We start from the raw sequence: 25,060 nt of genomic DNA, 5'->3' as shown, positions 1-25,060 counted from the left end.
TTAAATCAACAATGAAAAATAAAAATTTAATCACTGCGCTTCCTATAGCATTAGGACTTCTTCTAATGTTTTCCTCATGTGGGAACGATAAAAACGCCCAACAAGCGCAAGGTGCACCGCAGGCTCCAACTTTGCCAGTGGTGGAAATTCCAACAAGAACAGTTACCGCGTTTTCAACCTTTCCAGCGAGTATTGAAGGGATTGTGAATAGTCAGGTAAACGCAAAAATTTCAGGATATATAACCGATGTTTTGGTAGATGAAGGCCAAAAAGTAAGAAAGGGTCAAACGCTATTTAGATTGGAAACCCAAACCTTAAGCCAAGATGCTGCAGCGGCCAGAGCAAACGTTAATGCCGCACAAGTTGAGGTTGATAAACTGAAGCCTTTAGTTGAAAAAAATATTATCAGCAACGTACAACTTGAAACTGCTAAAGCAAAACTTCAGCAGGCAAAAAGTGGATACAATAGTATTGCGGCAAACATAGATTACGGAAATATTAAAAGTCCGGTTGATGGCTATGTGGGTTCTATTAATCTTCGGAAAGGCGCTTTGGTGAGTCCATCGTCACAAATACCAATGACGACCGTTGCAGATATTAGTAAAGTATATGCCTATTTTTCAATGAATGAAAAAGAGTACTTAGACTTTATGCAGAATGCAGAAGGAAAAGATGTAGCCGAAAAAATTAAAAAACTTCCAAAAGTGCAATTAATATTGGCAAACGGAAGTCTTTATGATCAAGAAGGAACTATAGAAACCATTAACTCGCAAGTAAATTCCAATACTGGTTCTATTTCTTTTAGAGCTGTTTTTGACAATCCATCACGACTTTTAACAAATGGTAACAGCGGGAAAATCAAGCTTCCGAAAGTTTATGCGGATGCGGTGGTTGTTCCGCAAGAAGCAACTTATGAGCAGCAAGGAAGTTTCTATGTTTATAAAGTAGGAGAAGATGGAATGGCAACCTCAACCAAAATTGAAAAGACAGCCGAAGTAGGAAATCTTTACGTTATAGCTTCTGGCTTGCAAAAAGGTGATAAAATCGTAGCCAAAGGCGCCAACAAACTACGCGGTAATACCAAAATAAATCCAAAGGAAATGCCTTTCGACAGTATTGCCAAACCTATTGAAAAAGTTTTCAGATAATCGTTTAAGAAAAGCAAACCATGTTAAAAACATTTATAGACAGACCCGTACTTTCTACGGTTATCTCGATAATTATAGTAATACTTGGGGTTTTGGGACTTTCAAGTTTACCAATTACGCAGTATCCAGATATTGCTCCGCCAACAATTCAAGTTAGCGCAACCTATCCTGGTGCTAATGCGGAAACCATACTTGAAAGCGTTATAATTCCGCTGGAAGAACAAATAAACGGTGTGGAAGGGATGACCTATTTATCATCCACAGCAACCAATAACGGAACGGCTTCCATAAGCGTATTCTTTGATCAAGATGTAGATCCAGATATTGCTGCCGTAAACGTTCAAAACCGTGTGGCACGAGCAAATTCACAATTGCCGCAAGCAGTTATTCAAACTGGAGTTACTACTTCAAAACAGCAAACCTCTGCTTTGATGTTCCTTTCGTTTTACAGTGAAAACAAGGATTACGACGATACCTATCTTCAGAATTATTTAAAAATAAACGTTATTCCTGAACTGCAAAGGGTAAATGGTGTGGGTGATGTAAGCGTTTTCGGTGGAAAGGATTATTCTATGCGAATATGGCTAAATCCACAAAAACTTGCTGCATATAGTTTAATGCCGTCCGATGTTGTGGCAGCATTAAGAGAACAAAGTTTGGAAGCAGCGGCAGGTGCATTGGGTGAAAATAATGGAGAAGCATTCTCTTACACCATAAAATATGCTGGACGTTATAAAACCGAAGAACAATACAGTGATATTGTAATAAAGGCTTTAGGAAATGGTGAATTTCTAAAATTGAGCGATGTAGCCAAGATTGAACTTGGTTCGCAATCATACGCCGGCGGATCTGTTACCAACGGGTTTCCTGCGGTAAACATGGGAATTTTCCAGACGAAAGGATCCAACGCTCAAGAAATTATTGACGCCGTAAAAATTGAACTTGCAAAAGTAGAACGCGACTTGCCAGAAGGGATAACCTATTATATTCCTTACGACACCAACAATTTCTTAAATGCTTCTATAGAAAAGGTAGTAACAACTTTGGTTGAAGCTTTCCTTTTGGTTTTCTTGGTTGTATTTATCTTTTTGCAGGATTTCCGTTCTACGTTAATTCCGGCAATTGCGGTTCCGGTTTCGATTATTGGAACATTTTTCTTTCTGAATTTATTCGGATATTCCATAAACTTACTTACGCTTTTCGCATTGGTTCTTGCCATTGGTATTGTAGTGGATGATGCAATTGTCGTCGTCGAGGCGGTCCATTCAAAGATTGATGAAGGTGAAAAAAGTGCTAAAAAGGCTTCCTTAAAAGCGATGAACGAAATTTCGGGCGCTATTATTTCTATAACCTTGGTAATGTCTGCCGTGTTTATTCCTGTAACTTTTATTAAAGGTCCAACGGGAGTATTTTATGAGCAATTTGGAGTTACGCTTATTGTTGCAATTATTATTTCCGCAGTAAACGCTTTAACGCTAACACCTGCTTTATGTGCCTTATTTTTGAAAGGTCACGACGAAAAGCAGAATAGCAACAAACCTGGATTTGTTCAGAAATTTTTCAACGGTTTCAACAGAGGGTTTAAAGCAACTGTAGATCGTTACGGAAGATCAGTTCATTTTCTCTATAAAAATAAATGGGTTACAGGTTTCATCTTGCTTTTAGCAGTTGGCGGAATTTGGTGGTCATCTTCAACACTTAAAACAGGTTTTGTACCAGATGAAGACCGTGGAATTGTCTTTATGAACATGGAACTTCCAGCGGGTTCTTCCATAGATAGAACTCACGAAGTAAACCAAATTCTATATTCTAAAATCAAAAACCTTCCTGGAGTACAAGGTGTTTCAGTTATTGATGGACGAAGTTTGATTAGTGGTGCAGGTAGTAACTACGGTCTTGGATTTATAAGATTAGATGATTGGGGCGATCGTAAAGCAGATTCACTTTCGGTACAATCTATTACGGGTCAATTATTCGGAATTGCAGCGCAAATTCCAGAAGCCCAGATTATTTTCTTCTCGCCGCCAAGTATTCCCGGTTTTGGAAACTCGGCTGGTGCAGAGCTAAACTTATTAGATCGTTCCGGCGGAAGCTTTACAAATTTAGATAAAACCAATCAAGAATTTTTAGCGAAGTTAACCGAAAGGCCCGAAATTCAATATGCACAATCGTCTTTCAACACGCGCTATCCGCAATACGAAATGACGCTGAATGTACCATTGGCAAAAGAAGTTGGAGTTTCAGTTCAAACTATTTTTACAACGCTTCAAGGATATATAGGAAGTATTTTCGCAGCAGATTTTTCCCGCTTCGGAAAACAATATCGTGTATATGTGCAAGCATTACCAGAAGATAGAGCCACAGAAAGTGATTTGAACAGTATTTATGTGCGCACTGCAAGTGGCGAAATGACACCAATCACGCAATTCGTTACCTTGAAAAGGGTTTATGGGCCGCAATCGGTTACCCGTTTCAACCTCTTTAATTCTACCAAAGTTACCGCTGCTACTGCTCCTGGTTACAGTACTGGTGATGTTATTAATGCGGTTGAAGAAGTAAAACAAAGTCTCCCGAGTAATTTTGACATTGCCTATTCTGGCTTGACTTTGGAAGAAAAAAACGCAGGAAACCAAACCACAACGATTTTTATACTCTCGTTGGTGTTCGTTTACTTTTTACTTGCGGCGCAGTATGAAAGTTATTTATTGCCATTTTCTGTCTTACTATCCTTACCCGTCGGAGTTTTCGGAGCATATATTACAACGCAACTAACAGGGCTTCAAAATAATATTTATTTCCAGATAGCTCTGATAATGCTCATCGGGCTCTTGGCGAAAAACGCAATTCTTATTGTAGAATTTGCCGTACAGCGAAGAAAACAAGGCGAGTCAATAGTTGATGCAGCCATTGACGGAGCCGAAGCAAGGTTACGTCCAATCTTGATGACTTCTTTCGCCTTTATTTTTGGATTGATGCCTTTGGTGCTTTCCAGTGGTGTTGGCGCAGCAGGAAACCGTTCCATCGGTACGGGAGCCGTTGGTGGACTGTTTGTGGGAACAATTTTAGGAGTTTTTGTAATCCCTATTTTGTTTATCCTTTTCCAATGGTTACAGGAAAAAATTACAGGTGCGCCTACAAACGATGAAGAAGTTTCTGAAGAACTTATGGTTATTGAAACAGGCGATAAACTAATTGATAATACTGAAAACAATGAATAATCAAATAAATTCATCCCTAAAAAACACTGAAATAAAACAGATGAAAACAAATAGAATTTTTTCATTATTGTTGGTAGTTAGTATTCCGTTTTTACTTGTGTCTTGCTTTGCAGCAAAAGATTATAAACGTCCACAAGTTGTAAACGAAGCAAATTATAGAACGGAAAATCTTCCGCAGGACACTTTGACGATTGCTACACTTTCGTGGAAAGAGTTGTTTACAGACCCAACACTTCAAAATTATATTGAAGAAGGACTGAAAAATAACATGGACATTCGTGTGGCGCTTCAGCAAATTAATATAGCCGAAGCCTATGTAAAACAAGGCAAAGCAGGATATTTTCCATCTTTAAACGGAAATGCAAGAGCTACCCATCAAGAATTGCCAGCCAATAATCAGTTTGGCAATTTGTCTTCCATTAATCAATATGAATTGAGCGCTGGTTTATCTTGGGAAGCAGATATCTGGGGCAAAATTCGCAGTAATGAGCGAGCTTTTCAAGCCACATACCTTCAAAGTGTTGCGGCGCATCAAGCCGTAAAAAGTGCGTTGATTGCCAATATTGCTTCAGTTTATTATCAATTGTTGGCTTTGGATGAACAGATTCAGGTTACAAATGAAACTATCGAAACACGTTCCAAAGGTTTGGAAACTACCCAAGCTCTAAAAGAAGCTGGAAATGTTACCGAAGTTGGCGTAAAACAAACGGAAGCCCAGTTGTACACGGCTCAAGGAATTTTAATCGATTTAAAAAACCAGGCACGTTTGTTGGAAAACACAATGTCCATTTTGTTGGGAAGCGCTCCGCAACAAATTACTCGCGGAAGTTTAGAGAATCAAAGCATAGAAATTCCTTTAAATACTGGAATTCCAGCACAATTACTAAGAAACCGACCAGACGTTATGGCTGCGGAATTCAGTTTAATGAACGCTTTCGAACTAACAAACGCAGCTCGCGCTAACTTCTATCCGTCGTTAACGCTATCTGCAACGGGAGGTTTTCAAAATATTCAAATCGATAAACTTTTTAGTGCGAATTCGCTATTTGCAACGATTATTGGAGGTTTAACGCAGCCAATTTTCAACAAGCGTCAAATTCGAACGCAATACGAAGTGAATCAAGCAAGACAAGAACAGTCATATTTAGATTTTAGATTGTCTATAATTACTGCAAGCAAAGAAGTTTCGGATGCAATGTATAGTTATGAAGCTGCAACTGAAAAAATTGAAGTGAAAAACAAAGAATACCAGGCCTACAGTTTGGCAACAGAATATTCCGAACAGCTTTTGGATAATGGTCTTGCAAACTATTTGGAGGTCTTGAATGCGCAAGAAAACGCGCTTAATTCTAGCTTAAATTTAATAAACGCAAAAAATAATCGCCTACAAGCAATCGTAGATTTATACGAAGCCCTTGGTGGCGGCTGGAGATAAACTTTTTTCATTTGGTTAATTAGTTGGTTGATTGACTGCCTTGGCTTATTTGCTGGGGCAGTTTTTTTATATTTATACCTTTCGAAGCTGAAGAAAACATATTTCATACATTCGTAATATGAAAAAGCTGTCTTTTCTATTTCTACTTTTATTAGGCCTATTTTTTTCATGTGAAGAATCACCGAATAGCTTTATTTCCTTAAACGGAAACTGGCAATTTTCAGAAACCGAAAACCAGAATTGGCAAACAGCCGAAGTCCCTGGAACCGTGCAAGAAGATTTGCTGAGGTTGGGCGAAATTCCAGATCCATTTTTGAAGAATAACGAAGATTCCATTCAATGGGTTTCAACTAAAAACTGGGAGTATAAAAAGCAATTTTCTATTTCCGAAGAAACCTTAAAACGTACAAAACATTTCCTTAATTTTGAAGGATTAGATACTTACGCCGAAGTTTTTCTAAATGACAGTTTAATTCTTTCTGCAAACAATGCCTTCCGAAGTTGGGAAGTTGACGTGAGCGATGCATTAAAAGCCGAAAATGAATTGTTAGTTATTTTCAAAAGCCCCGATTCCATCGAAAAAAGTGAATCAGGAAAGTTAGATTATGAACTACCAGGCGGCGATCGAGTTTTCACCCGAAAACCACAATATCAATATGGTTGGGATTGGGCACCAACTATAAAAACAATCGGTATTTGGCGAAATGTTTCGTTAATGAGTTATGATGTTGCCCGATTAAAAGACATTTTTCTTGTAACAAAATCCATTTCAGATTCACTTGCTGAAATTGTTGCAAAGTTTGAAATTGAAACCGTAAACGAAGAGGAAATAACTCTTCAAATTACAAATAAAAATACATCCGAAACATTTACATCAACCTTTAAAACCAAAGCAGGTGAAAGCGAATATCAAATACCTTTTACTGTTAAAAACCCTAAACTTTGGTGGACGCATAATTTAGGCGAACCTTTTTTATATGATATTCAAATTGAACTAATTCACAACAATAGCGTTTTAGAAACCTATTCAAAAAAACTCGGAATTCGTTCTATTGAATTAATCACCGAAAAAGATTCAATTGGCGAAAGTTTTTACTTCAAATTGAATGGAAAACCCGTTTATATGAAAGGCGCCAATTACGTGCCACAGCAAATGTTGGATACAAAAATAAACCAAGAAAAATATGAAACCCTAATTGATGATGCCGTTGCCGCAAATATGAATATGCTCCGCGTTTGGGGCGGCGGCATTTATGAAGACAACTTTTTTTACCAGCTTTGCGACGCAAAAGGAATCCTAGTTTGGCAAGATTTTATGTTCGCCTGCGCTATGTATCCGGGCGATGCAGCATTTTTAGAAAATGCAAAGCAAGAAGCTATCGAAAATATAAAACGTTTGCGAAACCATCCAAGCATTGCACTTTGGTGCGGCAATAACGAAAACAACGAAGGTTGGCAACGTTGGGGTTGGCAAGACGATAAAACTGAAACCCAAAAACAGGAAATTTGGAAAAGTTATTATGCGCTTTTTAACCACATTTTACCACGTGCAGTGGACAGTTTAAGTACGAATATCACTTATTGGGAAAGCTCCCCCAAATATGGACGTGGCGACAAACGCTATCAATTTGAAGGAGACGCGCACGATTGGTGGGTTTGGCACGATGGATATCCGTTTGAGCATTTTGCAGAAGAGGTACCGCGGTTTATGAGCGAGTTTGGGTTTCAATCATTTCCGAATGTTAAAACTATAAAATATGCCACAAAAAGAGATTCGGTTTTATTGAAGGATCCACTTTTTGCAAACCATCAAAAACACGCTAGAGGCTTTCAAATTATTGAAGATTATATGGCACGCGACTTTCCCGTTCCGCAAAATGCAGAAGATTATGTTTATATGAGCCAACTCCTGCAAGCCCGTGGCATTACTCTGGGAATCCACGCCCAACGCCGCGCAAAACCTTACAATATGGGAATGCTTTATTGGCAACTCAACGATTGCTGGCCAGCTATTTCGTGGTCCAGCATTGATTATTTGGGCAATTGGAAAGCATTACATTATCAAGCTAAAAAAGCGTTTGAAAATGTTTTAATTTCTGCAGAAGTGGAAAACAATTCGTTGAAAATATTTGTGGTAAACGATACTTTTAAAACCATTAAGGATTCACTTTCCATTACATTGATGGATTTCGATGGAAAAGTAATTTTTAAAAAACAGATTGTTGCTGAAAGTCCCGAAGGCAGCAGTGAAATACTTTTTTCACTTCCTTTAAAAAACTTGAATTTTGACAAAGCATTTTGTATTCTAAAAGTGAATTTCGGCGGAAGTGAGTATTTGCATTATTTTGTAAAACCGAAGAAGTTGAAGCTTAAAAAGAGGGAAATCGATCTCGATAGCTATCGGGACCAAATCAAAATCAAAAACGAAAAGATGGCAGATGGATTTTTGATAACACTTACTTCAAAAACCCTTCAGAAAGACGTATTTTTAATGACGAATGAAAAAGGAAGATTTGAAGATAATTACTTCGATCTTTTGCCGAATGAATCTAAAACGATTCTTTTTTCAACAGAAAGCAAAACCGCACCAAACTTGAAATTCAAAACCTTGAATCAATTTATAAAATAACTATGCGAAATATTTTAGCCGTAATCCTCACATTATATTGCATCAACGTTTTTTCACAAAACACAGAAGTGGAATTAATTCCAAAACCGCAATCTATCGAATTGAAAACTGGAACGTTCACAATTGATAAAAAGACAACCATCTATTTTGAATCAGAATTCGAAATTGCAGGAAATTTTTTAAATGATTTTCTTCAGAATGGCGCTGGATTTTCACTTAAAAAGGCTTCAGAAAAAAAAGCAGATATAATTTTTAAAAACGATGCTTCACAACCTTCTGAAGGCTATTTTTTAGATATTTCAGATTCAAAAATTGTGATAAAAGCTTCGGATGCGAGCGGTGCTTTTTATGCGGTTCAAACTTTACGGCAATTGCTTCCACCGCAACTTGAGGCAAAGGATTCAACAAAAGAACAATCTTTTACAGTGCCACAATTGATGATTACCGATTTCCCGAAATTTCAATATCGCGGAATGCATTTGGATGTGTCCCGACATTTTTTCGACAAGGAATTTGTAAAAAAATACATCGCCAATCTCGCATTGCTAAAAATGAATCGTTTTCATTGGCACCTTACCGACGATCAAGGTTGGCGCATCGAAATTAAAAAATATCCCGAACTCACCAAAAAAGGTGCATTTCGAGAAGAAACGCTCATTGGCCATTATGAAGACAAACCACAACTTTATGACGGCAAACGCTATGGCGGATTTTATACGCAGGAAGAGATAAAGGAAGTTGTTGCTTTCGCAGCAACGCAAAATATTACAATCATTCCCGAAATTGAAATGCCCGGTCACGCGCAAGCCGCGATTCATTCTTACCCAGAATTGGGTTGCACTGGAGAGCAAATTCCAGTTGCCACAACTTGGGGCGTTTTTGAAGATATTTTCTGTCCGAAAGAAGAAACATTTACTTTTTTAGAAAATGTTTTAAGTGAAGTAATGCCGCTTTTTCCAGGCGAATATATTCATATTGGCGGCGATGAAGCTCTAAAACTGCGCTGGAAGAATTGTGCGCATTGTCAACAATTAATACAAGATAAGAACTTAGTGGATGAACACGGTTTGCAAAGTTATTTCATCCATAGAATTGAAGAGTTTGTAAATAGCAAAGGCAAAAAAATAATAGGTTGGGACGAGATTTTAGAAGGTGGTCTCGCACCAAATGCAACGGTAATGTCGTGGCGTGGATTGCAAGGTGGAATTGATGCCGCAAAACAAAATCACGATGTAATTATGACGCCAGTTTCGCACTGCTATTTTGATTATTACCAAAGTGAAAATTTGGATGAACCTACAGCTATTGGCGGTTTTCTACCTTTAAAAAAAGTGTATTCTTTTAATCCGATTCCGGCAGAATTAAACCAAGAGCAGGCTAAACATATTCTCGGAGCCCAAGGCAATTTATGGACGGAATACATCCCTACGGAAAAACAAGTGGAATACATGGTTTTCCCAAGAATCCTTGCAATGAGTGAGGTAGATTGGAGTGGTCCGTCAAAAAATTTCGAAAAAGATTACCCAGATTTCTTTTCAAGAGTAGAAGGTTTTATGAAACGTTTGGATGCGTTGGATATAAATTATGCCAACTATTTGTATGAAATTGAAGGTGAGATTTTAAAAGAGAATGGTCAAGTTTTTTACGAATTATCTACACCCACAAAAGGAAAGCAAATTCACTACTCAATAAATAATTCTGAAATTCAAGTTTATTCGAAACCTATTTTAATTGAAAAAGATTCGAAAATTACTGCAAATGTATTTAAGGAAGATGAGAAATTAGGTCGTGATTTTTCCGAAGAAATAAAATATCACAAAGGAATTACTGCAGAAATTTCAATAAATATACCGCCAAATCCAGCGTATGCTGCTGGCGGAAAGGAAGCTTTGATTAATGGAATTTCTGGCAGTAACAAACGCTACGGCGATAAAGAGTGGTTGGGTTTTTGGGGCGATGATTTGGAAATTACTATTGATTTGGGAAAAGATACAGAAATCCATTCTTTAGAAACGAGATTCTTTAATTCTCCAGGAGTTTGGATTTATTCTCCTAAGGAACTTTCTGTTTCTTGTAAAAATTCGGAAGGGAAAGAGATTACTTATTCAAAAGAAATATTAGTTGAGGACAGTAATAAAATTGATGTTATTGTTGATTTATTGGAAACCAAATCATTCAAAACGAGATTTATAAAATTGAAAATCCCCAACTACGGAATGATTCCAGACGGTTTACAAGGTGCTGGCCATAAAGCTTGGACATTTATCGACGAAATAATTATAAAATGATAATTGAAATCTGTGCCAATAGCTTCGAAAGCGCTAAAGCTGCGCAACTTGCCGGAGCGAATCGAATAGAACTTTGCACTGAACTTTCAGTGGGCGGACTCACGCCAAGCCACGGTTTGATTGAAAAGGTTATTTCAGAATTGAGCATTCCAACCCTCGTTTTAATCCGTCCGCGAAGTGGAAATTTCACCTATTCCGATGATGAATTTGATGTAATGTTGAAAGACATCGCTTTCTGTAAAAAAATTGGCTGCGTAGGAATTGTAAGCGGGTTTTTAACTTTAGAAAATAGTATTGATTTTCAAAAAACTAAACAGTTAATAGAGGCTTCCGAAGGAATGGGATTTACCTTTCATCGTGCGTTTGATTGGGTTGAAATTCCAATCGAAGAACTTCAAAAATTGATAGATTTAAAAGTAAATCGATTGCTATCTTCAGGGCAAAAGCCAACTGCAATTGAAGGAATTTCACTGCTGAAAGAACTTCAAAATAATTCAAAAGAAAAAATAGAAATAATGCCCGGTGGCGGAATTAATGTTGAAAATGCTTTAAATTTTAAAGAAGCTAATTTCAAAAGCATTCATTTTTCGGCAACGAATAAAAAACAAATGCTTCTGCAAAAACCAATGGTTTCCATGCACAACGATGCTTTTTTTGAAGAGGGAATTGTAGCAACTTCAGATATTGAAAAAATTAAGAGAATCCTTCAACTTTTAAATGCTTAGTTTGAACGAATAGTCAATTCCCCCTTTGAGGGTTAGGGGGCTTACCACCTTTTAAAAGGATTTTTGCTCAAATTTGAATTGTAATATTTTACATTACCCGTAACTTCTTTTCCGAGCCATTCAGGTTTTGAAAAGGGTTCATTTTCGGAAGCGAGTTCAATTTCGGCAACTATTAATCCTTCGTTTTCACCCATAAAATCATCAACTTCAAAAGTGTGGTTGTCCGCAGAAATTTCATAACGGGTTTTTTCAATAATTCCCGGTTCGCAGAGATGAAGCAGGTCTTCCGCTTCGGCGAGAGAGATTTGTTTTTCCCATTCAAAACGGGAAATTCCAGAGGCGTTTGATTTCCCTTTAACAGTTATAAAACCATCATTTCCTTGAATCCGAATCCGTACGGTACGTTCTGGATTGGTGTTCAAAAACCCTTGCACAATAAGTGTACGTTTGTGTGCTTCATTCTTAAAAGCTTCTGAAGTGACTAAAAACTTACGTTCTATTTCTTGCATTTTGAAAGTTGTTTATCGTGAATTTTTGATAAAGTAAGCAATGCTACAATGGCACCGATGAAGGCGAAAAGTATATCAGATTGGGTATCCCAAATATAGCCTTGAGTTCCTAAAAACGAATCGCCGCCTTCGCCACTCCAAATAGAAACAGCCCATTCAATAAGTTCGTAGATGGCGCTTATTGCCAAAGCTATACAGACAATAATAAAGAGTAGCCAACCCTTTTTCAATATAACTTCTTTACGGATTAGTAATTCGCGTGCGATCATTGCGGGAACAAAACCCTGTACAAAATGACCGAGCTTGTCATAATTATTTCTGGATTGATTAAAAATATCACGAAACCAATCAAAGAGAGGGACTTCCGCATAGGTATAATGCCCGCCAATTATTAAAATGGCACAGTGAAAAAATATTAGGAGGTATAATAAATTTGTGAACCTGAATTTTTGGAAGGTAAACATTAAAACTAATAGCCCTAAAATAGCTGGCGAAACCTCTAAAACCCAAGTAAAATATTCTTTGGGATTTATGGCAGACCATATAAAAAGCGCGCCGAGCAATGCTAGAAGAAGGTAAATGAACTTCATATTAATTCGTTTTTATTGCTATTTGTTTAATTTCGTCTGAAGTGATTTGTTGTTTTGGAAAGCCTTGTTTCGCCAAAACCACCATCGCTTCGGCAATGGTTTCGGCTTTAATCATTTTGTATTTCTTCGGGATTAAAAACCCGAATGTTTTCATAAATAATGTTGCGACTTTCTCGCCCAATCTGCTTTCTCCACGATCGCCAACTATTAATGAAGGTTGTAAAATATAAGTGTTTTCAATATGCTGTTTCAAAACATCGCGTTGCATTTCGCCTTTTGTTTTGTTGTAAAAAACACTGCTATTTTCGTCTGCACCCAAAGCTGAAATTACAATAAACGTACTAATTCCGTTTTGTTTTGCGAGTTTTGCAGCGGTAACAGGAATACCGTAATCAATCTTTTTATAGGTTTCTTTATTCGGAGTTTTCGATTTTGTGGTACCAATACAGCAGAAAACTACGTCGGCTTTAAAGGCTTCGGAATAATCTTCTAATTGGAACATATCTATTAAATGTTCTTCAATTTTTGGCGATTTATTTTCTGCGGAACTTCGTGAAAAAAGCTTAATTTTTTCAAAGGAAGAATCTTCTAAGAGCATTTCAAGCAGAATACTTCCTGTTAATCCTGTTGCGCCTAATATGATTGCGGTTTTTTTCATTGAATATATTTCCATTAAAAATAGGTTTCGACTGCGCTCAACCAGACATTAAAGATATTAAATTTGCAGGATGCTGCACGAAATACCCATCCGTAAAATTATCCATATAGATATGGACGCTTTTTACGCATCTGTAGAGCAGTTGGATAATCCAGAATTACGTGGAAAGCCTTTGGCGGTAGGCGGCAGCGGACAGCGTGGTGTGGTTGCAGCGGCGAGTTATGAAGCTAGGAAATTTGGTGTTCGTAGCGCAATGAGCGGTGCCATGGCACGAAAACTTTGTCCAGAACTGATTTTTGTAAAAACCAATTTTGATCGTTACAAAGAAGTTTCAAAACAAATAAGAAAGATATTTCTTGAATATACTGATTTGGTGGAACCACTTTCTTTGGATGAAGCCTATCTGGACGTTACCGAAAACAAAAAAGGTAATCCCAGTGCTTCGATGATTGCTGAAGAAATTCGGAAAAAGATAAAAAAGAAAACAGGTTTGAATGCTTCGGCAGGGATTTCAATAAATAAATTCGTGGCGAAAATTGCCAGCGATATTAATAAGCCAAACGGACAAAAAACGCTATCGCCAGAGGAAGTTGTGCCTTTTTTAGAAACCTTGGATGTCAAAAAATTCTATGGCGTTGGTAAGGTTACCAAAGAGAAAATGTACCGTTTGGGGATTTATACCGGAAAGGATTTAAAAGGAAAATCCTTAGAATTCTTAGAGGAAAACTTCGGGAAAAGTGGTGCGTTTTATCATAATGTAGTCCGTGGAATTCACAACAGCAAAGTGAAACCATCGCGAACGCAGAAATCCTTGGCGGCGGAACATACTTTTTTTGAAAATATTTCTTCAGAAATTTTTATGATGGAACGTCTGGATGAAATAGCCGCTGAGGTTGAAAAACGCTTACACAAAAGCAAACTGGCAGGAAAAACGGTTACACTGAAAATTAAATACAGCGATTTCACATTACAAACGCGTAGTAAAACGCTTCCATTGTTTGTTGCTTCCAAAGAATTGATTCTTGATGTAGTTAAAGAATTGTTATTTCAAGAAAGGATGAAGGAGTCGGTACGGTTGTTGGGAATTTCAATTTCGAACCTAAACAACGAAACCCCAAAGGAGAAGGACGTTTTGAAGGTATCGATAGACGTACAACTTAAACTAGAATTTTAAAGCCCCCTCCGCCTTCGGCACCTCCATGATTGCTTCGTGCATCGCAATGACAAGGGAGGAAAACTGTAAAAATTTGAAATATGATAGAAAGCTACTTATCTTTAAACTAATTTAAAACTCCAAATTATGAAAACTGTAGCTATCTCCATTCTTGCCATTGCAGGCTTTGCCATTCTTTTTTCCTGTAAAAATGACGCTAAAACCACCGAAGAAACACAAACTGTTGTAACAGATTCAATTCCTGCTGAAACTTTACCCGAATCTATGTATGTTACAGCAGTGAGCGGGCTAACGTTGCGGGAGTTTCCAAATCTTCAAAGTGCTAAACTTGCAGTAATGCCTTTGGGCACGAAAGTGAAAATTTTAAAAGCCGAAGGAAAAACCACAATGAATGTGGGCGGAATTGACGGTGCAATGGATGAAGTGGAATTCAACAATAAAAAAGGTTTTGTGTTTAACGGTTTTCTATCGAAATTTTATCCTGCGGGGGAAGATGCTTCTGCAAAAAATTATACTGAAGAGTTAAAGAAAGATTTTCCACAAGTGAATTATTCCGAAGCTACAGGCGGCACTTCTAGCAAACCCACAAAAACTGAAACACTAGTGTTGCCTACGGATAAATGGCACGAGGCTTTTTTTACGGCGCAGCAACTGTTTGCAATACCAAAGGAATTTGCGTTTCCGAACCCAAAGGGTTCCAATAGTGAAACCCAACAAAATGGGAACAAGAAGAAAAATGATTTTGTGAGCGAGCTACAGATTTCGCGGGACGACAATGTGCTTCAGAAAATAGTTTATAATTATAAAACTACTGGTTTTGGTTATATGGTTACTATTACTAAAGAAGCGGATGGGATGAAACTTGAAAAGGTGGAGGTGGCGGATTAAATAAACGGTGCTCTCAAATCATAAAATTAATGCCGTCCAACGAACCGATTGGTAATGTGCAATTGACTCCAAATTAAAATTGGTGCTGCACTATTTGCAATCAGGTTATTTCACTTGCGTAACCCGCAACGTATTCACCATTCCCTTATCTACAATAGGCATTGCCGCGAGGTTTATTAGGTAATCGCCTTTGTGTACATAGCCTTTTTCAGCAGCAATTCTATTTACATCGTCCACGGTTTCGTCGGTGCTTACATATTTATCATAATAAAACGCTTTTACGCCCCACAATAAATTTAAACGGGCAAGAATGCGTTTGTTGCTGGTAAACGCCAAGATAAAAGCAGAAGGTCGCCAAGCAGAAATCTGGAAAGCGGTATAACCACTATTTGTTAACGTACAGATGGCTTGTGCTTCAATTTCATTGGCCATAAGCGCCGCGTGGTAGCAGATGGATTTGGTTACGTAACGATTAGTCTTAATCTGAGGCGGTTGTTGAGGTACGTGTATTAATTCAGAATTTTCTACACTTTTCAAAATCTTTGCCATTGTTTTTATAACTGCAACAGGATAATTCCCCACTGAAGTTTCGCCGGAAAGCATCACCGCATCAGCGCCGTCCATTACGGAGTTTGCAACATCGTTTACTTCAGCCCGCGTTGGCGTAAGTGAAGTTATCATCGTTTCCATCATTTGGGTTGCGATGATTACTGGAATACGCGCTCTTTTTGCGGTTAAAACCAGTTCTTTTTGAATTAAAGGAACTTCCTCTGCGGGAACTTCTACGCCCAAATCGCCACGGGCAACCATAATACCGTCACAATAGGCAATGATTTTATCTATATTTTCAACGGCTTCAGGTTTTTCAATTTTGGCGATTATTGGAATTTTATATTCAGAATGTGCCTCTATCAACGCCTGTAATTCCTTTAAATCTTCAGCGTGACGAACGAAGGAAAGCGCCATCCAATCTACTTTTTGTTCAATGGCAAAAATGGCGTCTTCTTTGTCTTTTGGAGTCAAAGCTGGAAGTGAAATTTTAGTATTCGGGAGGTTTACGCCTTTTTTGGAACGCAACGGACCACCTTGTACTACCATTACCTTCACGGTATCTTTTTTATTGGTTTCCAAGACTTCAAAAATAAGTTTACCGTCGTCCAAAAGTACGCGCTCGCCTGGGTTTACGTCTTTTGGAAAATCGTCATAATTCATATAAACTTTTTTCCTGGTGCCTTCAAATTCCTTTCCGGTACAAAAAAGCAGTTCATCACCTGGATGTACCACAACTTCTTCTTTCATTACTCCAACACGAAGTTTTGGACCTTGTAGATCACCTAGAATTGCAACATGAGTGTCTAGTTCTTCGGAAAGTTTTCGGATTATTTTAATAGTTTTTTCAACAGTGGCATAATCTGCGTGCGAAAAATTTACCCTAAAAACATCTACGCCTTCTAAAATCATGTGTTTCAGGATTTCTTCAGAAGAAGTGGCGGGACCAAGGGTTGCAACTATTTTTGTTCTTTTTTTATTTGACATTTAATCGAAAATTAAATTGTTTTTAGATTTTATGGTTTCAGTTTCCACAACATACGCAGAAACAATCTGTGCAATATTGTTTATTTGTGAAACTAAAGATTGCAGCGACACATTTTCAAAATCTGAATATATTTTCAGAAAAAAATCCACTTTTTTAAATTCGGGAAGCAGAAAATGATTGGTTACTTTTTCGGAATCAATTTCTGAAAAAAGTCCGCCAGAGCTTTGCAAGCTTGCTTCCACGGTTCTGCATTTATTTGAAACAAGATGAAATTGTGCATAATTAAGTTCATCCAAAAAATCGAATATTGGGAAGGTAATCATTAAACTCTTCGATGGTAAATCAATATCTATCCTTCTTCTTTTGAAACGAGTATTGAGATGCTGATTCATCAAATAGGCAACTTTATACTCTTCTTCGCTGCTATGGATGGCCACAAGTGTGAAGGGCTCTTCCATTTCCTCGTCATAAATAAGCTTGTGGGTTACCATTTTTTAAACACCGTTTTTTTATCTTCTTGGAGCTATCACAAAAATAGGCAAGTAAACCCACGTGCAAAATGGAAAGGGCATGAATCTTTTTGGAAGTACTATTGAAAAATCATCTTTACTAAGGAATGATCTTGATTTAAAGTTTTTTAATCTTTTCGACTTATGAAAAGTTGATGCTATTCAAAAGAAAAAAATCAATGATGTTCCGTATCAACCTTTATCTTAAGTTTATAAAAAGCTCGTTTTGCGGCGCGTTCCTCAGCTTTCTTTTTCGAAGTTGCTCGTGCTTTTGCCACAACTTCGTCATTCAATTTTAAGCGAACGGCAAAATGCTTCAATTGATCTTTACCCGTGTCTTCGTAAATTTCAAAATTGAACTGTTTCTTGTGTTTCTGGCACCATTCAATAAATAGACTTTTGTAACTAATTACTTTTCCTTCCAGTTTTTTAATGTCCACATAAGGTTTTATGACCCTTTTTTGAATGAATTTTTCGCAATACTTAAATCCACGATCTAAATATATGGCGCCAACCAATGCTTCAAAAACGTTTCCGTAAATATTACCGCTAAACTGTTGTTTGGGAATGGTTGTTTTTAAAAATTTCACCAATTGAAGATCACGGCCAAGTTCATTTAAATGTTCTCGACTCACTACTTTGCTTCGCATTTTGGTAAGATATCCTTCGTTTCCGTCTGGCACTTTTTTGAAAAGATGAGCGGCTATAACGGCGCCAAGCATGGCATCGCCCATAAACTCAAGTCTTTCATAGTTTTGTGGTTGCCCGTTATCATTTTTTTCATTTGTGGAGCGATGCGTAAAAGCAGTCTCATATATGGAAAGGTCTTTGGGTTTAAACCCCAATATTTTTTTTAGGGAATTAAAAAATTCCCCGTCTTTATCTGTACGGGAAGAAAATATGTTTTTAATGGATGCCATTAATTATGTTAGGCGTCAAGTTTTTTAAATAGCACACACGCATTGTGCCCGCCAAACCCGAAAGTATTGCTCATAGCAACGTTAATTTCACGTTTTTGAGCTTTGTTTAAGGTAAGGTTTAAGGAAGGATCTATGTTTTCATCTACCGTGGTATGATTTATGGTAGGTGGAACAATTCCGTATTTCATTGACAATATAGAGGATATTGCCTCTATAGCTCCAGCCGCACCCAAAAGGTGTCCGGTCATGGATTTTGTTGAATTGATATTAATGTCCTTAGCATGTTTGCCAAAAACTTTTACAATAGCTTTCAATTCGGCAACATCGCCAAGGGGAGTTGAAGTTCCGTGAGTGTTTATGGCATCCACTTCACTAGGATCCATATTGGCATCGCGCAGGCAGTTTAGCATTACGCGTTCTACGCCAATTCCATCAGGATGTGGAGCAGTCATATGGTACGCATCGCTGCTCATACCGCCACCAACAAGTTCTGCATAAATTTTTGCGCCACGCTTTTTTGCGTGTTCATATTCCTCAAGGATTAATGCGCCAGCACCTTCGCCCAAAACAAAACCGTCACGGGTCGCATCAAAAGGACGCGATGCCGTTTCAGGACTTTCATTACGGGTAGATAAAGCGTGCATTGCATTGAAACCACCCATTCCTGCCATAGTTACTGCGGCTTCGCTTCCTCCAGTAACAATAATGTCGCACTGGCCTAAGCGAATATAATTGAAAGCATCAATCATAGCGTTTGCAGATGAAGCACAGGCTGAAACCGTAGTATAGTTAGGTCCCATAAAACCATGCTTTATGGAAATGTTTCCAGGAGCAATGTCTGCAATCATTTTAGGAATAAAGAAGGGGTTGAAACGCGGTGTTCCATCCCCTTCTGCAAAGTTTATTACTTCATTCTGAAAAGTCTCCAACCCGCCTATTCCAGCACCCCAAATTACACCTACTCTAAATTTATCTACATCAATAAAGTCTATTCCCGCATCGAGAATGGCTTCATCTGAAGATACAAGGGCATATTGGGCAAAACGGTCAAGTTTTCGGGCTTCTTTCCGATCAAAATGATCTTCTGCGTTGAAATTCTTCAATTCGCAAGCGAATTTTGTTTTGAACTTTTCAGTATCAAAATATGTTATAGGCGCGCAGCCACTTTTCCCGCTAACAAGGGCATCCCAATATTCTTGAATATTGTTGCCAATAGGGGTAAGGGCGCCAAGGCCTGTAACTACAACTCGCTTTAATTCCATAGAAGAATTTTTATTTTGCTGCTTCTATATAGGAGATTGCTTGACCAACTGTAGCAATGTTTTCAGCTTGGTCGTCTGGAATTTGGATATCAAATTCTTTTTCAAATTCCATAATAAGCTCTACCGTATCTAGGGAGTCTGCTCCTAAGTCGTTAGTGAAGCTAGCTTCGTTTACAACTTCGTTTTCGTCTACACCTAATTTGTCTACGATAATCGCTTTTACTCGTGATGCAATGTCTGACATAATTCTTGATTTTTAAATTTAATTATAAGTGGCAAAAATAAAATATTTTAATTGAAAACACCATTTAATGTTAAAAATGTGGCTTTGATACTATTTGTTTTTCACATTTTAACAGAAATGGAGAAATGCGCATTAATTTCTCTGCGCATTCAAACCTACCAATATTATAAAATATAATTGAAAGATTGAACCAATTTAAACAATTTTGGGAGAAGTAAAACCCTATTGCCTACTTTTGTTTTTTATTTGTTAATATTTACTTCGAGAATAACTTTTGGAAACGAGAATGAAGAAGCGAATTGTAATTTTTGCGTCTGGTAGTGGTACCAACACCGAGAACATTATTAAATACTTTCAACGAACCCAATTTGCCGAGGTCGTTCTTGTGCTTTCAAACAAGAAAGATGCCAAAGTTTTGGAACGGGCGCAAAATCATGGTATTGCTGCGGTTTCTTTCACTAAAGATGAATTGATTTCTGAAGACGGAGTTTTAAAATTTTTGAAAAAAAGCGAGTTAGATCTTATAGTTTTAGCAGGTTTTCTGTTGAAATTTCCTGAAATCATTTTGAAAGCATTTCCAAACAAAGTGATAAACATTCATCCGGCATTACTTCCCAAATACGGAGGAAAAGGAATGTACGGCAACTTAGTGCACGAGGCTGTTGTAAAAAATAATGAAGTTGAAACAGGAATAACCATTCATTATGTGAACGAAAACTATGACGAAGGCACAATTATTTCACAGAAAAAAGTAAAACTTTTAAAAAATGAAACTCCTGAAACAGTTGCAAAAAAAATCCATAAACTGGAATATGAATGTTTTCCTAAAATAATTGAAGAAATACTTCGTAATGGCTAAAAAGCAGAAATTTTATGTAGTCTGGTTCGGAAATCCCGCTGGTATTTTTGGAAGCTGGGAGGAATGTAAACGCTCTATTCATGGGGTAGCAGGTGCACAATACAAAAGTTTCGAAACCTTTGATGAAGCCAAAAAAGCTTATAATAAGAACTACGCAGATTTTAAAGGAAAGACAGTTAAGAAAACACTTTCAAAAGAGCAGCTACAAAAAATAGGGGAGCCCAACCTTTATTCCATTGCTGTTGATGCAGCGTCTAGCGGCAATCCCGGAAAAATGGAATACCGTGGCGTAGATACTCAAACGCACAAACAATTATTCCATCAAGGTCCATTTCAACAGGGGACCAATAATATTGGTGAATTTTTGGCACTTGTTCATGGCTTGGCTTTTCTTCAAAAAAAAGCAAGCGACCGCATTCTTTATACCGATTCGCGTATTGCAGTGGGTTGGGTAGAAAAGAAAAAATGCAACACAAAACTGAAACAATCTGCAAAAAACAAAACCCTTTTTGAACTGGTTGCCCGTGCGGAAAACTGGCTAAAAACTAATAAATACGAAACAAAAATCGTTAAGTGGGAAACCAAAGCATGGGGCGAAATTCCTGCAGATTTTGGAAGAAAATAGTTTCTAATATAAAGTATCTTCAATGCTTGGAAATGGCTCCAGATTCTAAATTAATTTGATTAAATTTGCACCTCATTTCAAAAACCATTTATGAGCAAACTCGTAATAGTAGGAACCGTAGCCTTTGACGCTATTGAAACCCCGTTCGGGAAAACCGATAAAATCCTTGGTGGTGCCGCGACCTATATAGGCTTGGCAGCTTCGCAATTTAAAGTTGACGGCGCAATAGTTTCAATTGTTGGTGGCGATTTTCCGAAAGAAGACTTAAAAATGCTTGAAGCAAAAGGAATGGATCTAACAGGTCTTGAAGTTGTTGAAAACGGAAAAACCTTCTTCTGGAGCGGAAAATATCACAATGATATGAATACTCGCGACACATTAATCACAGATTTAAACGTGCTTGCAGATTTCAACCCTCAAGTCCCAGAAAACTATCGCGATGCCGAAGTAGTTATGCTTGGAAACTTACACCCATTAGTGCAGTTAGGCGTAATCGAGCAAATGGATTCGCCAAAACTAATTGTTTTGGACACGATGAATTTTTGGATGAACAGTGCTTTGAACGAATTGATGCAGGTTATAGCAAAAGTAGATGTGATTACTATTAATGATGAAGAAGCAAGACAACTTTCGGGAGAATATTCCTTAGTAAAAGCCGCTCATAAAATAATGGAAATGGGTCCGAAATACGTAGTTATAAAGAAGGGTGAGCACGGCGCATTACTTTTTAGTGAGGACGACGTTTTCTTCGCACCAGCAATGCCATTGCGCGAGGTTTTTGACCCAACTGGCGCTGGTGATACTTTTGCTGGCGGATTTACAGGCTACTTAGCAAGAACAGGAGATTATAGTTATATTAATATGAAGAGTGCCATCATCAACGGTTCCGCACTGGCTTCGTTCTGTGTAGAAAAGTTTGGACCGGAAAGATTGCTCAACCTCACAAATAAAGAAGTTCACGAGCGCATACAGCAATTTAAAAGCTTAACACAATTTGACATTAAGTTAACCTAAAATACGCGCCCTGAAATTCAGGGCGTTTTTTGTGTAAATTTATTTATAGAAAAACGACAATAGAATCACACAAAAACTAATAACTATTAACAATTAAGTTCAAAAATGAGCGACGCCTTAAAACACGAATGTGGAATTGCCCTAGTAAGACTGTTGAAGCCTTTGGAATATTACAAGGAAAAATACGGAACTGCATTTTACGGAGTAAACAAAATGTATTTAATGATGGAAAAGCAGCACAATCGTGGTCAGGATGGTGCAGGTTTTGCCAGTATTAAATTAGACGTTAATCCAGGAGAGCGCTATATAAGTCGTGTTCGTTCAAATGCAGCTCAGCCCATTCAAGATATTTTTGCTCAAATAAACGAACGTATAAATCACGAATTTTCTCAGCATCCAGAATACAAGGACGATGTTGCCGCTCAGAAAAAAAACATTCCATATATAGGTGAATTGCTTTTGGGCCACGTTCGTTACGGAACCTTCGGGATAAATAGCGTTGAAAATGTTCACCCTTTTCTACGACAAAATAATTGGATGCACCGAAATTTAATTATTGCGGGAAATTTCAATATGACCAATACCAACGAGCTTTTTGATAATCTCATAAAACTCGGAATGCACCCAAAAGAGAAGGCTGATACTGTTACTGTAATGGAAAAAATAGGTCACTTTTTGGACGATGCCGTTCGCAAGCTATACAAAAAAGCGAAGGCCAAAGGCTTGAACAAACAAGAAGCATCGCCATACATTGCCGAAAATTTGAATGTTGCCAAAATTCTTCGTAGATCAGCCGCAGATTGGGACGGTGGCTATGCTATGGCGGGACTTTTGGGCCACGGAGATTCTTTTGTGTTACGCGATCCTGCAGGAATACGTCCTGTATATTTTTACCAAGATGATGAAGTTGTTGTAGTTGCTTCAGAAAGACCAGCAATTCAAACTGTGTTTAACGTTCCTTTTGACGATGTAAAAGAGTTGGACCCTGGAAAGGCAATCATTATCGAAAAATGCGGAACGGTAAAAATTAAAGAAATTCTCGCTCCTTTAGAAAGAAGATCTTGTTCTTTTGAACGTATCTATTTTTCACGCGGAAGCGATGCAGAAATCTATCAAGAACGGAAAATGCTTGGTAAATTAATAATGCCGAAAATATTGCAGGCTATTGATTTTGATACTGAAAATTCAGTTTTTTCTTTTATACCAAATACCGCGGAAACTTCCTTTTATGGCATGTTGGAAGCTGCCCAAGACGAACTGAACAAACAGAAAAACGAAGCAATTATAAAAGAGCGAAAAACCTTAACAAAGGAAAGACTTCAGCAAATACAAGCTCATAAAATTCGCACCGAAAAAATTGCCATCAAAGACGTAAAACTAAGAACTTTTATTACGGATGATAGTAGCCGAGACGACTTGGTAGCGCACGTTTATGATGTAACCTATGGCGTAGTAAAACCCGACGATAATTTAGTAATTATAGACGATAGCATCGTTCGCGGAACAACATTGAAGAAGAGTATTTTGAAAATGCTAGACCGACTTCATCCAAAACAAATTGTAGTAGTTTCATCCGCTCCGCAAATTCGTTATCCAGATTGCTACGGAATAGATATGGCGCGTTTGGAAGGATTAATTGCTTTTCAGGCAGCATTGGCTCTTCACAAAGACCGTGGAACTTATGCTATAGTTGAAGAAATATATCATAAGTGTAAAGAGCAGGTAACAGTTGAGGACGCTTCAATGATTAATCATGTAAAAAAATTATACGCTCCTTTTACCGATGAAGAAATTTCAGATAAAATTGCTGAAATAGTAAGCGAAGAAAACATTACAGCAAAAGTAAAATTGATTTTTCAATCTGTAGATGATTTGCATAAAGCTTGCCCGAAAAATCTTGGAGATTGGTATTTTACGGGTAACTATCCAACAGCCGGAGGAAATAGAGTTGTAAACCGAGCTTACATAAACTTTTACGAAGGAAATCCAGAACGTGCTTATTAATTCTGAATTATAAAAGCTTCAAGTAAAAAAAATCCGCAATCAAAAGTTTGATTGCGGATTTTTTTATGAATAGCTTTTTATTTAGCTATTATTTATTCTTAGCATAATTAGCAGAAACTTCGTCCCAGTTAATTACATTCCAAAAAGCACCAACGTAATCTGGACGCTTGTTTTGGTATTTTAGGTAATATGCGTGTTCCCAAACATCCAATCCTAAAATTGGTGTTCCACCGCAACCTACTTTTGGCATTAATGGGTTGTCTTGATTTGGTGTTGAACAAACTTCAACTTTTCCGCCTTTATGTACACAAAGCCAAGCCCAACCTGAGCCGAATTGTGTTTTTGCAGCGTCAGAAAATTTCTCTTTAAAAGCATCAAAACTTCCAAAGGCATCGTCTATAGCTTTTGCTACATCGCCTGAAGGTTTTCCACCACCTTTTGGTGACATTACTTTCCAGAAAAGGCTGTGGTTATAAAATCCACCACCATTATTACGAACAGCTTTATTGTCCATATCTAGATTTTTCAAAATATCTTCAATAGATTTATTCTCTTTATCTGTTCCTTTAATAGCACCATTCAGTTTATCTGTATAACCTTGGTGATGTTTATCGTGGTGTATTTCCATCGTTTTTGCATCGATGTTTGGTTCTAATGCGTCAAACGCGTACGGTAATTTTGGTAATTCGAAAGACATAATTATATCGTTTTTTTATTGGTTATTACTAAATTCCCTCAAATTTAACCATTATCATAATTTAAAACTGTTATAGCTTTTATAAGATTTACTATGCAATCATAGATTTATTTGATTCTAAAGCCAT

The 25,060-nt window shown here is 37.5% G+C and carries 21 protein-coding genes; 12 read left to right on the top strand and 9 right to left on the bottom strand.

Annotation, left to right across the window (positions count from 1 at the left end; translation table 11 throughout):
- The first annotated feature begins 11 nt into the window (after positions 1-11).
- From AEQSU_RS05405 to AEQSU_RS05380, 6 genes are all read left to right on the top strand, one after another.
- On the top strand, positions 12-1,148 hold the full coding sequence (locus AEQSU_RS05405; protein ID WP_014781848.1) for an efflux RND transporter periplasmic adaptor subunit: 1,137 nt from the start codon (positions 12-14) through the stop codon (positions 1,146-1,148).
- A gap of 20 nt (positions 1,149-1,168) precedes the next feature.
- Entirely contained in the window at positions 1,169-4,366 is a 3,198-nt protein-coding gene (locus AEQSU_RS05400) for an efflux RND transporter permease subunit (protein ID WP_014781847.1), read from the top strand.
- Positions 4,367-4,406: 40 nt separating this feature from the next.
- Positions 4,407-5,801 (top strand): efflux transporter outer membrane subunit, encoded by a 1,395-nt coding sequence (locus AEQSU_RS05395; RefSeq protein WP_042492328.1) that lies wholly within the window; start codon positions 4,407-4,409, stop codon positions 5,799-5,801.
- Positions 5,802-5,919: 118 nt separating this feature from the next.
- Positions 5,920-8,430: a beta-mannosidase gene (locus AEQSU_RS05390; protein WP_014781845.1), complete on the top strand. Its 2,511-nt coding sequence runs from the start codon at positions 5,920-5,922 to the stop codon at positions 8,428-8,430.
- A 2-nt stretch (positions 8,431-8,432) separates the two neighbouring features.
- Complete coding sequence (locus AEQSU_RS05385; protein ID WP_014781844.1) at positions 8,433-10,718, top strand: family 20 glycosylhydrolase; 2,286 nt, start codon at positions 8,433-8,435, stop codon at positions 10,716-10,718.
- A complete protein-coding gene (locus AEQSU_RS05380) occupies positions 10,715-11,443 on the top strand; it encodes a copper homeostasis protein CutC (RefSeq protein WP_014781843.1) in 729 nt (242 codons plus the stop codon). The genes AEQSU_RS05385 and AEQSU_RS05380 overlap by 4 nt, the downstream gene beginning before the upstream one ends.
- Before the next feature lie 41 nt (positions 11,444-11,484).
- Here the strand turns inward: AEQSU_RS05380 and AEQSU_RS05375 are convergent, their stop codons facing one another.
- The 3 genes from AEQSU_RS05375 to AEQSU_RS05365 are packed head-to-tail and all read right to left on the bottom strand — an operon-like array spanning position 11,485 to position 13,200.
- On the bottom strand, positions 11,485-11,952 hold the full coding sequence (locus AEQSU_RS05375; RefSeq protein WP_014781842.1) for a CYTH domain-containing protein: 468 nt from the start codon (positions 11,950-11,952) through the stop codon (positions 11,485-11,487).
- The gene (locus AEQSU_RS05370) at positions 11,940-12,542 is read right to left on the bottom strand and encodes a DUF2238 domain-containing protein (RefSeq protein ID WP_014781841.1); all 603 of its coding nucleotides are present in this window, start codon (positions 12,540-12,542) and stop codon (positions 11,940-11,942) included. The genes AEQSU_RS05375 and AEQSU_RS05370 overlap by 13 nt, the downstream gene beginning before the upstream one ends.
- 1 nt (position 12,543) lies before the next feature.
- Positions 12,544-13,200, bottom strand: coding sequence for an NAD(P)H-binding protein (locus AEQSU_RS05365; protein ID WP_014781840.1), 657 nt, complete (start codon positions 13,198-13,200; stop codon positions 12,544-12,546).
- Positions 13,201-13,270: 70 nt separating this feature from the next.
- Between AEQSU_RS05365 and dinB the strand changes: the two genes are divergently transcribed.
- Together dinB and AEQSU_RS05355 are read left to right on the top strand one after the other, a co-directional pair.
- Positions 13,271-14,374, top strand: coding sequence for a DNA polymerase IV (dinB, locus tag AEQSU_RS05360; RefSeq protein WP_014781839.1), 1,104 nt, complete (start codon positions 13,271-13,273; stop codon positions 14,372-14,374).
- Positions 14,375-14,500: 126 nt separating this feature from the next.
- Positions 14,501-15,262: an SH3 domain-containing protein gene (locus AEQSU_RS05355; RefSeq protein ID WP_014781838.1), complete on the top strand. Its 762-nt coding sequence runs from the start codon at positions 14,501-14,503 to the stop codon at positions 15,260-15,262.
- Between the two features lie 105 nt (positions 15,263-15,367).
- Here AEQSU_RS05355 and pyk read toward each other — a convergent pair whose 3' ends face one another.
- The 5 genes from pyk to AEQSU_RS05330 all read right to left on the bottom strand — a co-directional run bounded on the left by pyk (position 15,368) and on the right by AEQSU_RS05330 (position 19,734).
- Positions 15,368-16,798 carry a pyruvate kinase gene (gene pyk, locus AEQSU_RS05350; RefSeq protein ID WP_014781837.1) on the bottom strand — a complete coding sequence of 477 codons (1,431 nt, stop codon included), beginning with the start codon at positions 16,796-16,798 and terminating at the stop codon, positions 15,368-15,370.
- The gene (locus tag AEQSU_RS05345) at positions 16,799-17,290 is read right to left on the bottom strand and encodes an IPExxxVDY family protein (protein WP_014781836.1); all 492 of its coding nucleotides are present in this window, start codon (positions 17,288-17,290) and stop codon (positions 16,799-16,801) included.
- 194 nt (positions 17,291-17,484) lie between these two features.
- On the bottom strand, positions 17,485-18,228 hold the full coding sequence (gene rnc / locus AEQSU_RS05340) for a ribonuclease III (protein WP_014781835.1): 744 nt from the start codon (positions 18,226-18,228) through the stop codon (positions 17,485-17,487).
- Positions 18,229-18,236: 8 nt separating this feature from the next.
- Positions 18,237-19,490 carry a beta-ketoacyl-ACP synthase II gene (gene fabF / locus AEQSU_RS05335; protein ID WP_014781834.1) on the bottom strand — a complete coding sequence of 418 codons (1,254 nt, stop codon included), beginning with the start codon at positions 19,488-19,490 and terminating at the stop codon, positions 18,237-18,239.
- A 10-nt stretch (positions 19,491-19,500) separates the two neighbouring features.
- A complete protein-coding gene (locus AEQSU_RS05330; protein ID WP_014781833.1) occupies positions 19,501-19,734 on the bottom strand; it encodes an acyl carrier protein in 234 nt (77 codons plus the stop codon).
- Between the two features lie 286 nt (positions 19,735-20,020).
- Between AEQSU_RS05330 and purN the strand changes: the two genes are divergently transcribed.
- The 4 genes from purN to AEQSU_RS05310 all read left to right on the top strand — a co-directional run bounded on the left by purN (position 20,021) and on the right by AEQSU_RS05310 (position 24,236).
- On the top strand, positions 20,021-20,593 hold the full coding sequence (gene purN, locus AEQSU_RS05325; RefSeq protein ID WP_014781832.1) for a phosphoribosylglycinamide formyltransferase: 573 nt from the start codon (positions 20,021-20,023) through the stop codon (positions 20,591-20,593).
- On the top strand, positions 20,586-21,218 hold the full coding sequence (locus AEQSU_RS05320) for a ribonuclease H1 domain-containing protein (protein WP_014781831.1): 633 nt from the start codon (positions 20,586-20,588) through the stop codon (positions 21,216-21,218). The genes purN and AEQSU_RS05320 overlap by 8 nt, the downstream gene beginning before the upstream one ends.
- 90 nt (positions 21,219-21,308) lie before the next feature.
- Positions 21,309-22,232 (top strand): PfkB family carbohydrate kinase, encoded by a 924-nt coding sequence (locus AEQSU_RS05315; protein ID WP_014781830.1) that lies wholly within the window; start codon positions 21,309-21,311, stop codon positions 22,230-22,232.
- Between the two features lie 105 nt (positions 22,233-22,337).
- Positions 22,338-24,236, top strand: coding sequence for an amidophosphoribosyltransferase (locus AEQSU_RS05310; RefSeq protein ID WP_014781829.1), 1,899 nt, complete (start codon positions 22,338-22,340; stop codon positions 24,234-24,236).
- An 88-nt stretch (positions 24,237-24,324) separates the two neighbouring features.
- Here AEQSU_RS05310 and AEQSU_RS05305 read toward each other — a convergent pair whose 3' ends face one another.
- A complete protein-coding gene (locus tag AEQSU_RS05305) occupies positions 24,325-24,933 on the bottom strand; it encodes a superoxide dismutase (RefSeq protein ID WP_014781828.1) in 609 nt (202 codons plus the stop codon).
- Positions 24,934-25,060: the final 127 nt, after the last annotated feature.

This window comes from Aequorivita sublithincola DSM 14238 (assembly GCF_000265385.1).
GTDB lineage: Bacteria > Bacteroidota > Bacteroidia > Flavobacteriales > Flavobacteriaceae > Aequorivita > Aequorivita sublithincola.
Note: the sequence above shows the minus strand (reverse complement) of the source record. Positions and strands in the feature narration are given on the sequence as shown.

What these genes read in the sequence shown, in the direction of transcription:
- AEQSU_RS05365 (WP_014781840.1), bottom strand. Translation starts at nt 13,200, where the DNA reads ATGAAAAAAACCGCAATCATATTAGGCGCAACAGGATTAACAGGAAGT.
- AEQSU_RS05400 (WP_014781847.1), top strand. Translation starts at nt 1,169, where the DNA reads ATGTTAAAAACATTTATAGACAGACCCGTACTTTCTACGGTTATCTCG.
- AEQSU_RS05395 (WP_042492328.1), top strand. Translation starts at nt 4,407, where the DNA reads ATGAAAACAAATAGAATTTTTTCATTATTGTTGGTAGTTAGTATTCCG.
- AEQSU_RS05345 (WP_014781836.1), bottom strand. Translation starts at nt 17,290, where the DNA reads ATGGTAACCCACAAGCTTATTTATGACGAGGAAATGGAAGAGCCCTTC.
- fabF (WP_014781834.1), bottom strand. Translation starts at nt 19,490, where the DNA reads ATGGAATTAAAGCGAGTTGTAGTTACAGGCCTTGGCGCCCTTACCCCT.
- dinB (WP_014781839.1), top strand. Translation starts at nt 13,271, where the DNA reads ATGCTGCACGAAATACCCATCCGTAAAATTATCCATATAGATATGGAC.
- AEQSU_RS05320 (WP_014781831.1), top strand. Translation starts at nt 20,586, where the DNA reads ATGGCTAAAAAGCAGAAATTTTATGTAGTCTGGTTCGGAAATCCCGCT.
- AEQSU_RS05370 (WP_014781841.1), bottom strand. Translation starts at nt 12,542, where the DNA reads ATGAAGTTCATTTACCTTCTTCTAGCATTGCTCGGCGCGCTTTTTATA.
- AEQSU_RS05355 (WP_014781838.1), top strand. Translation starts at nt 14,501, where the DNA reads ATGAAAACTGTAGCTATCTCCATTCTTGCCATTGCAGGCTTTGCCATT.
- AEQSU_RS05305 (WP_014781828.1), bottom strand. Translation starts at nt 24,933, where the DNA reads ATGTCTTTCGAATTACCAAAATTACCGTACGCGTTTGACGCATTAGAA.
- rnc (WP_014781835.1), bottom strand. Translation starts at nt 18,228, where the DNA reads ATGGCATCCATTAAAAACATATTTTCTTCCCGTACAGATAAAGACGGG.
- AEQSU_RS05405 (WP_014781848.1), top strand. Translation starts at nt 12, where the DNA reads ATGAAAAATAAAAATTTAATCACTGCGCTTCCTATAGCATTAGGACTT.
- AEQSU_RS05385 (WP_014781844.1), top strand. Translation starts at nt 8,433, where the DNA reads ATGCGAAATATTTTAGCCGTAATCCTCACATTATATTGCATCAACGTT.
- AEQSU_RS05375 (WP_014781842.1), bottom strand. Translation starts at nt 11,952, where the DNA reads ATGCAAGAAATAGAACGTAAGTTTTTAGTCACTTCAGAAGCTTTTAAG.
- AEQSU_RS05310 (WP_014781829.1), top strand. Translation starts at nt 22,338, where the DNA reads ATGAGCGACGCCTTAAAACACGAATGTGGAATTGCCCTAGTAAGACTG.
- purN (WP_014781832.1), top strand. Translation starts at nt 20,021, where the DNA reads ATGAAGAAGCGAATTGTAATTTTTGCGTCTGGTAGTGGTACCAACACC.
- AEQSU_RS05390 (WP_014781845.1), top strand. Translation starts at nt 5,920, where the DNA reads ATGAAAAAGCTGTCTTTTCTATTTCTACTTTTATTAGGCCTATTTTTT.
- AEQSU_RS05315 (WP_014781830.1), top strand. Translation starts at nt 21,309, where the DNA reads ATGAGCAAACTCGTAATAGTAGGAACCGTAGCCTTTGACGCTATTGAA.
- AEQSU_RS05330 (WP_014781833.1), bottom strand. Translation starts at nt 19,734, where the DNA reads ATGTCAGACATTGCATCACGAGTAAAAGCGATTATCGTAGACAAATTA.
- pyk (WP_014781837.1), bottom strand. Translation starts at nt 16,798, where the DNA reads ATGTCAAATAAAAAAAGAACAAAAATAGTTGCAACCCTTGGTCCCGCC.
- AEQSU_RS05380 (WP_014781843.1), top strand. Translation starts at nt 10,715, where the DNA reads ATGATAATTGAAATCTGTGCCAATAGCTTCGAAAGCGCTAAAGCTGCG.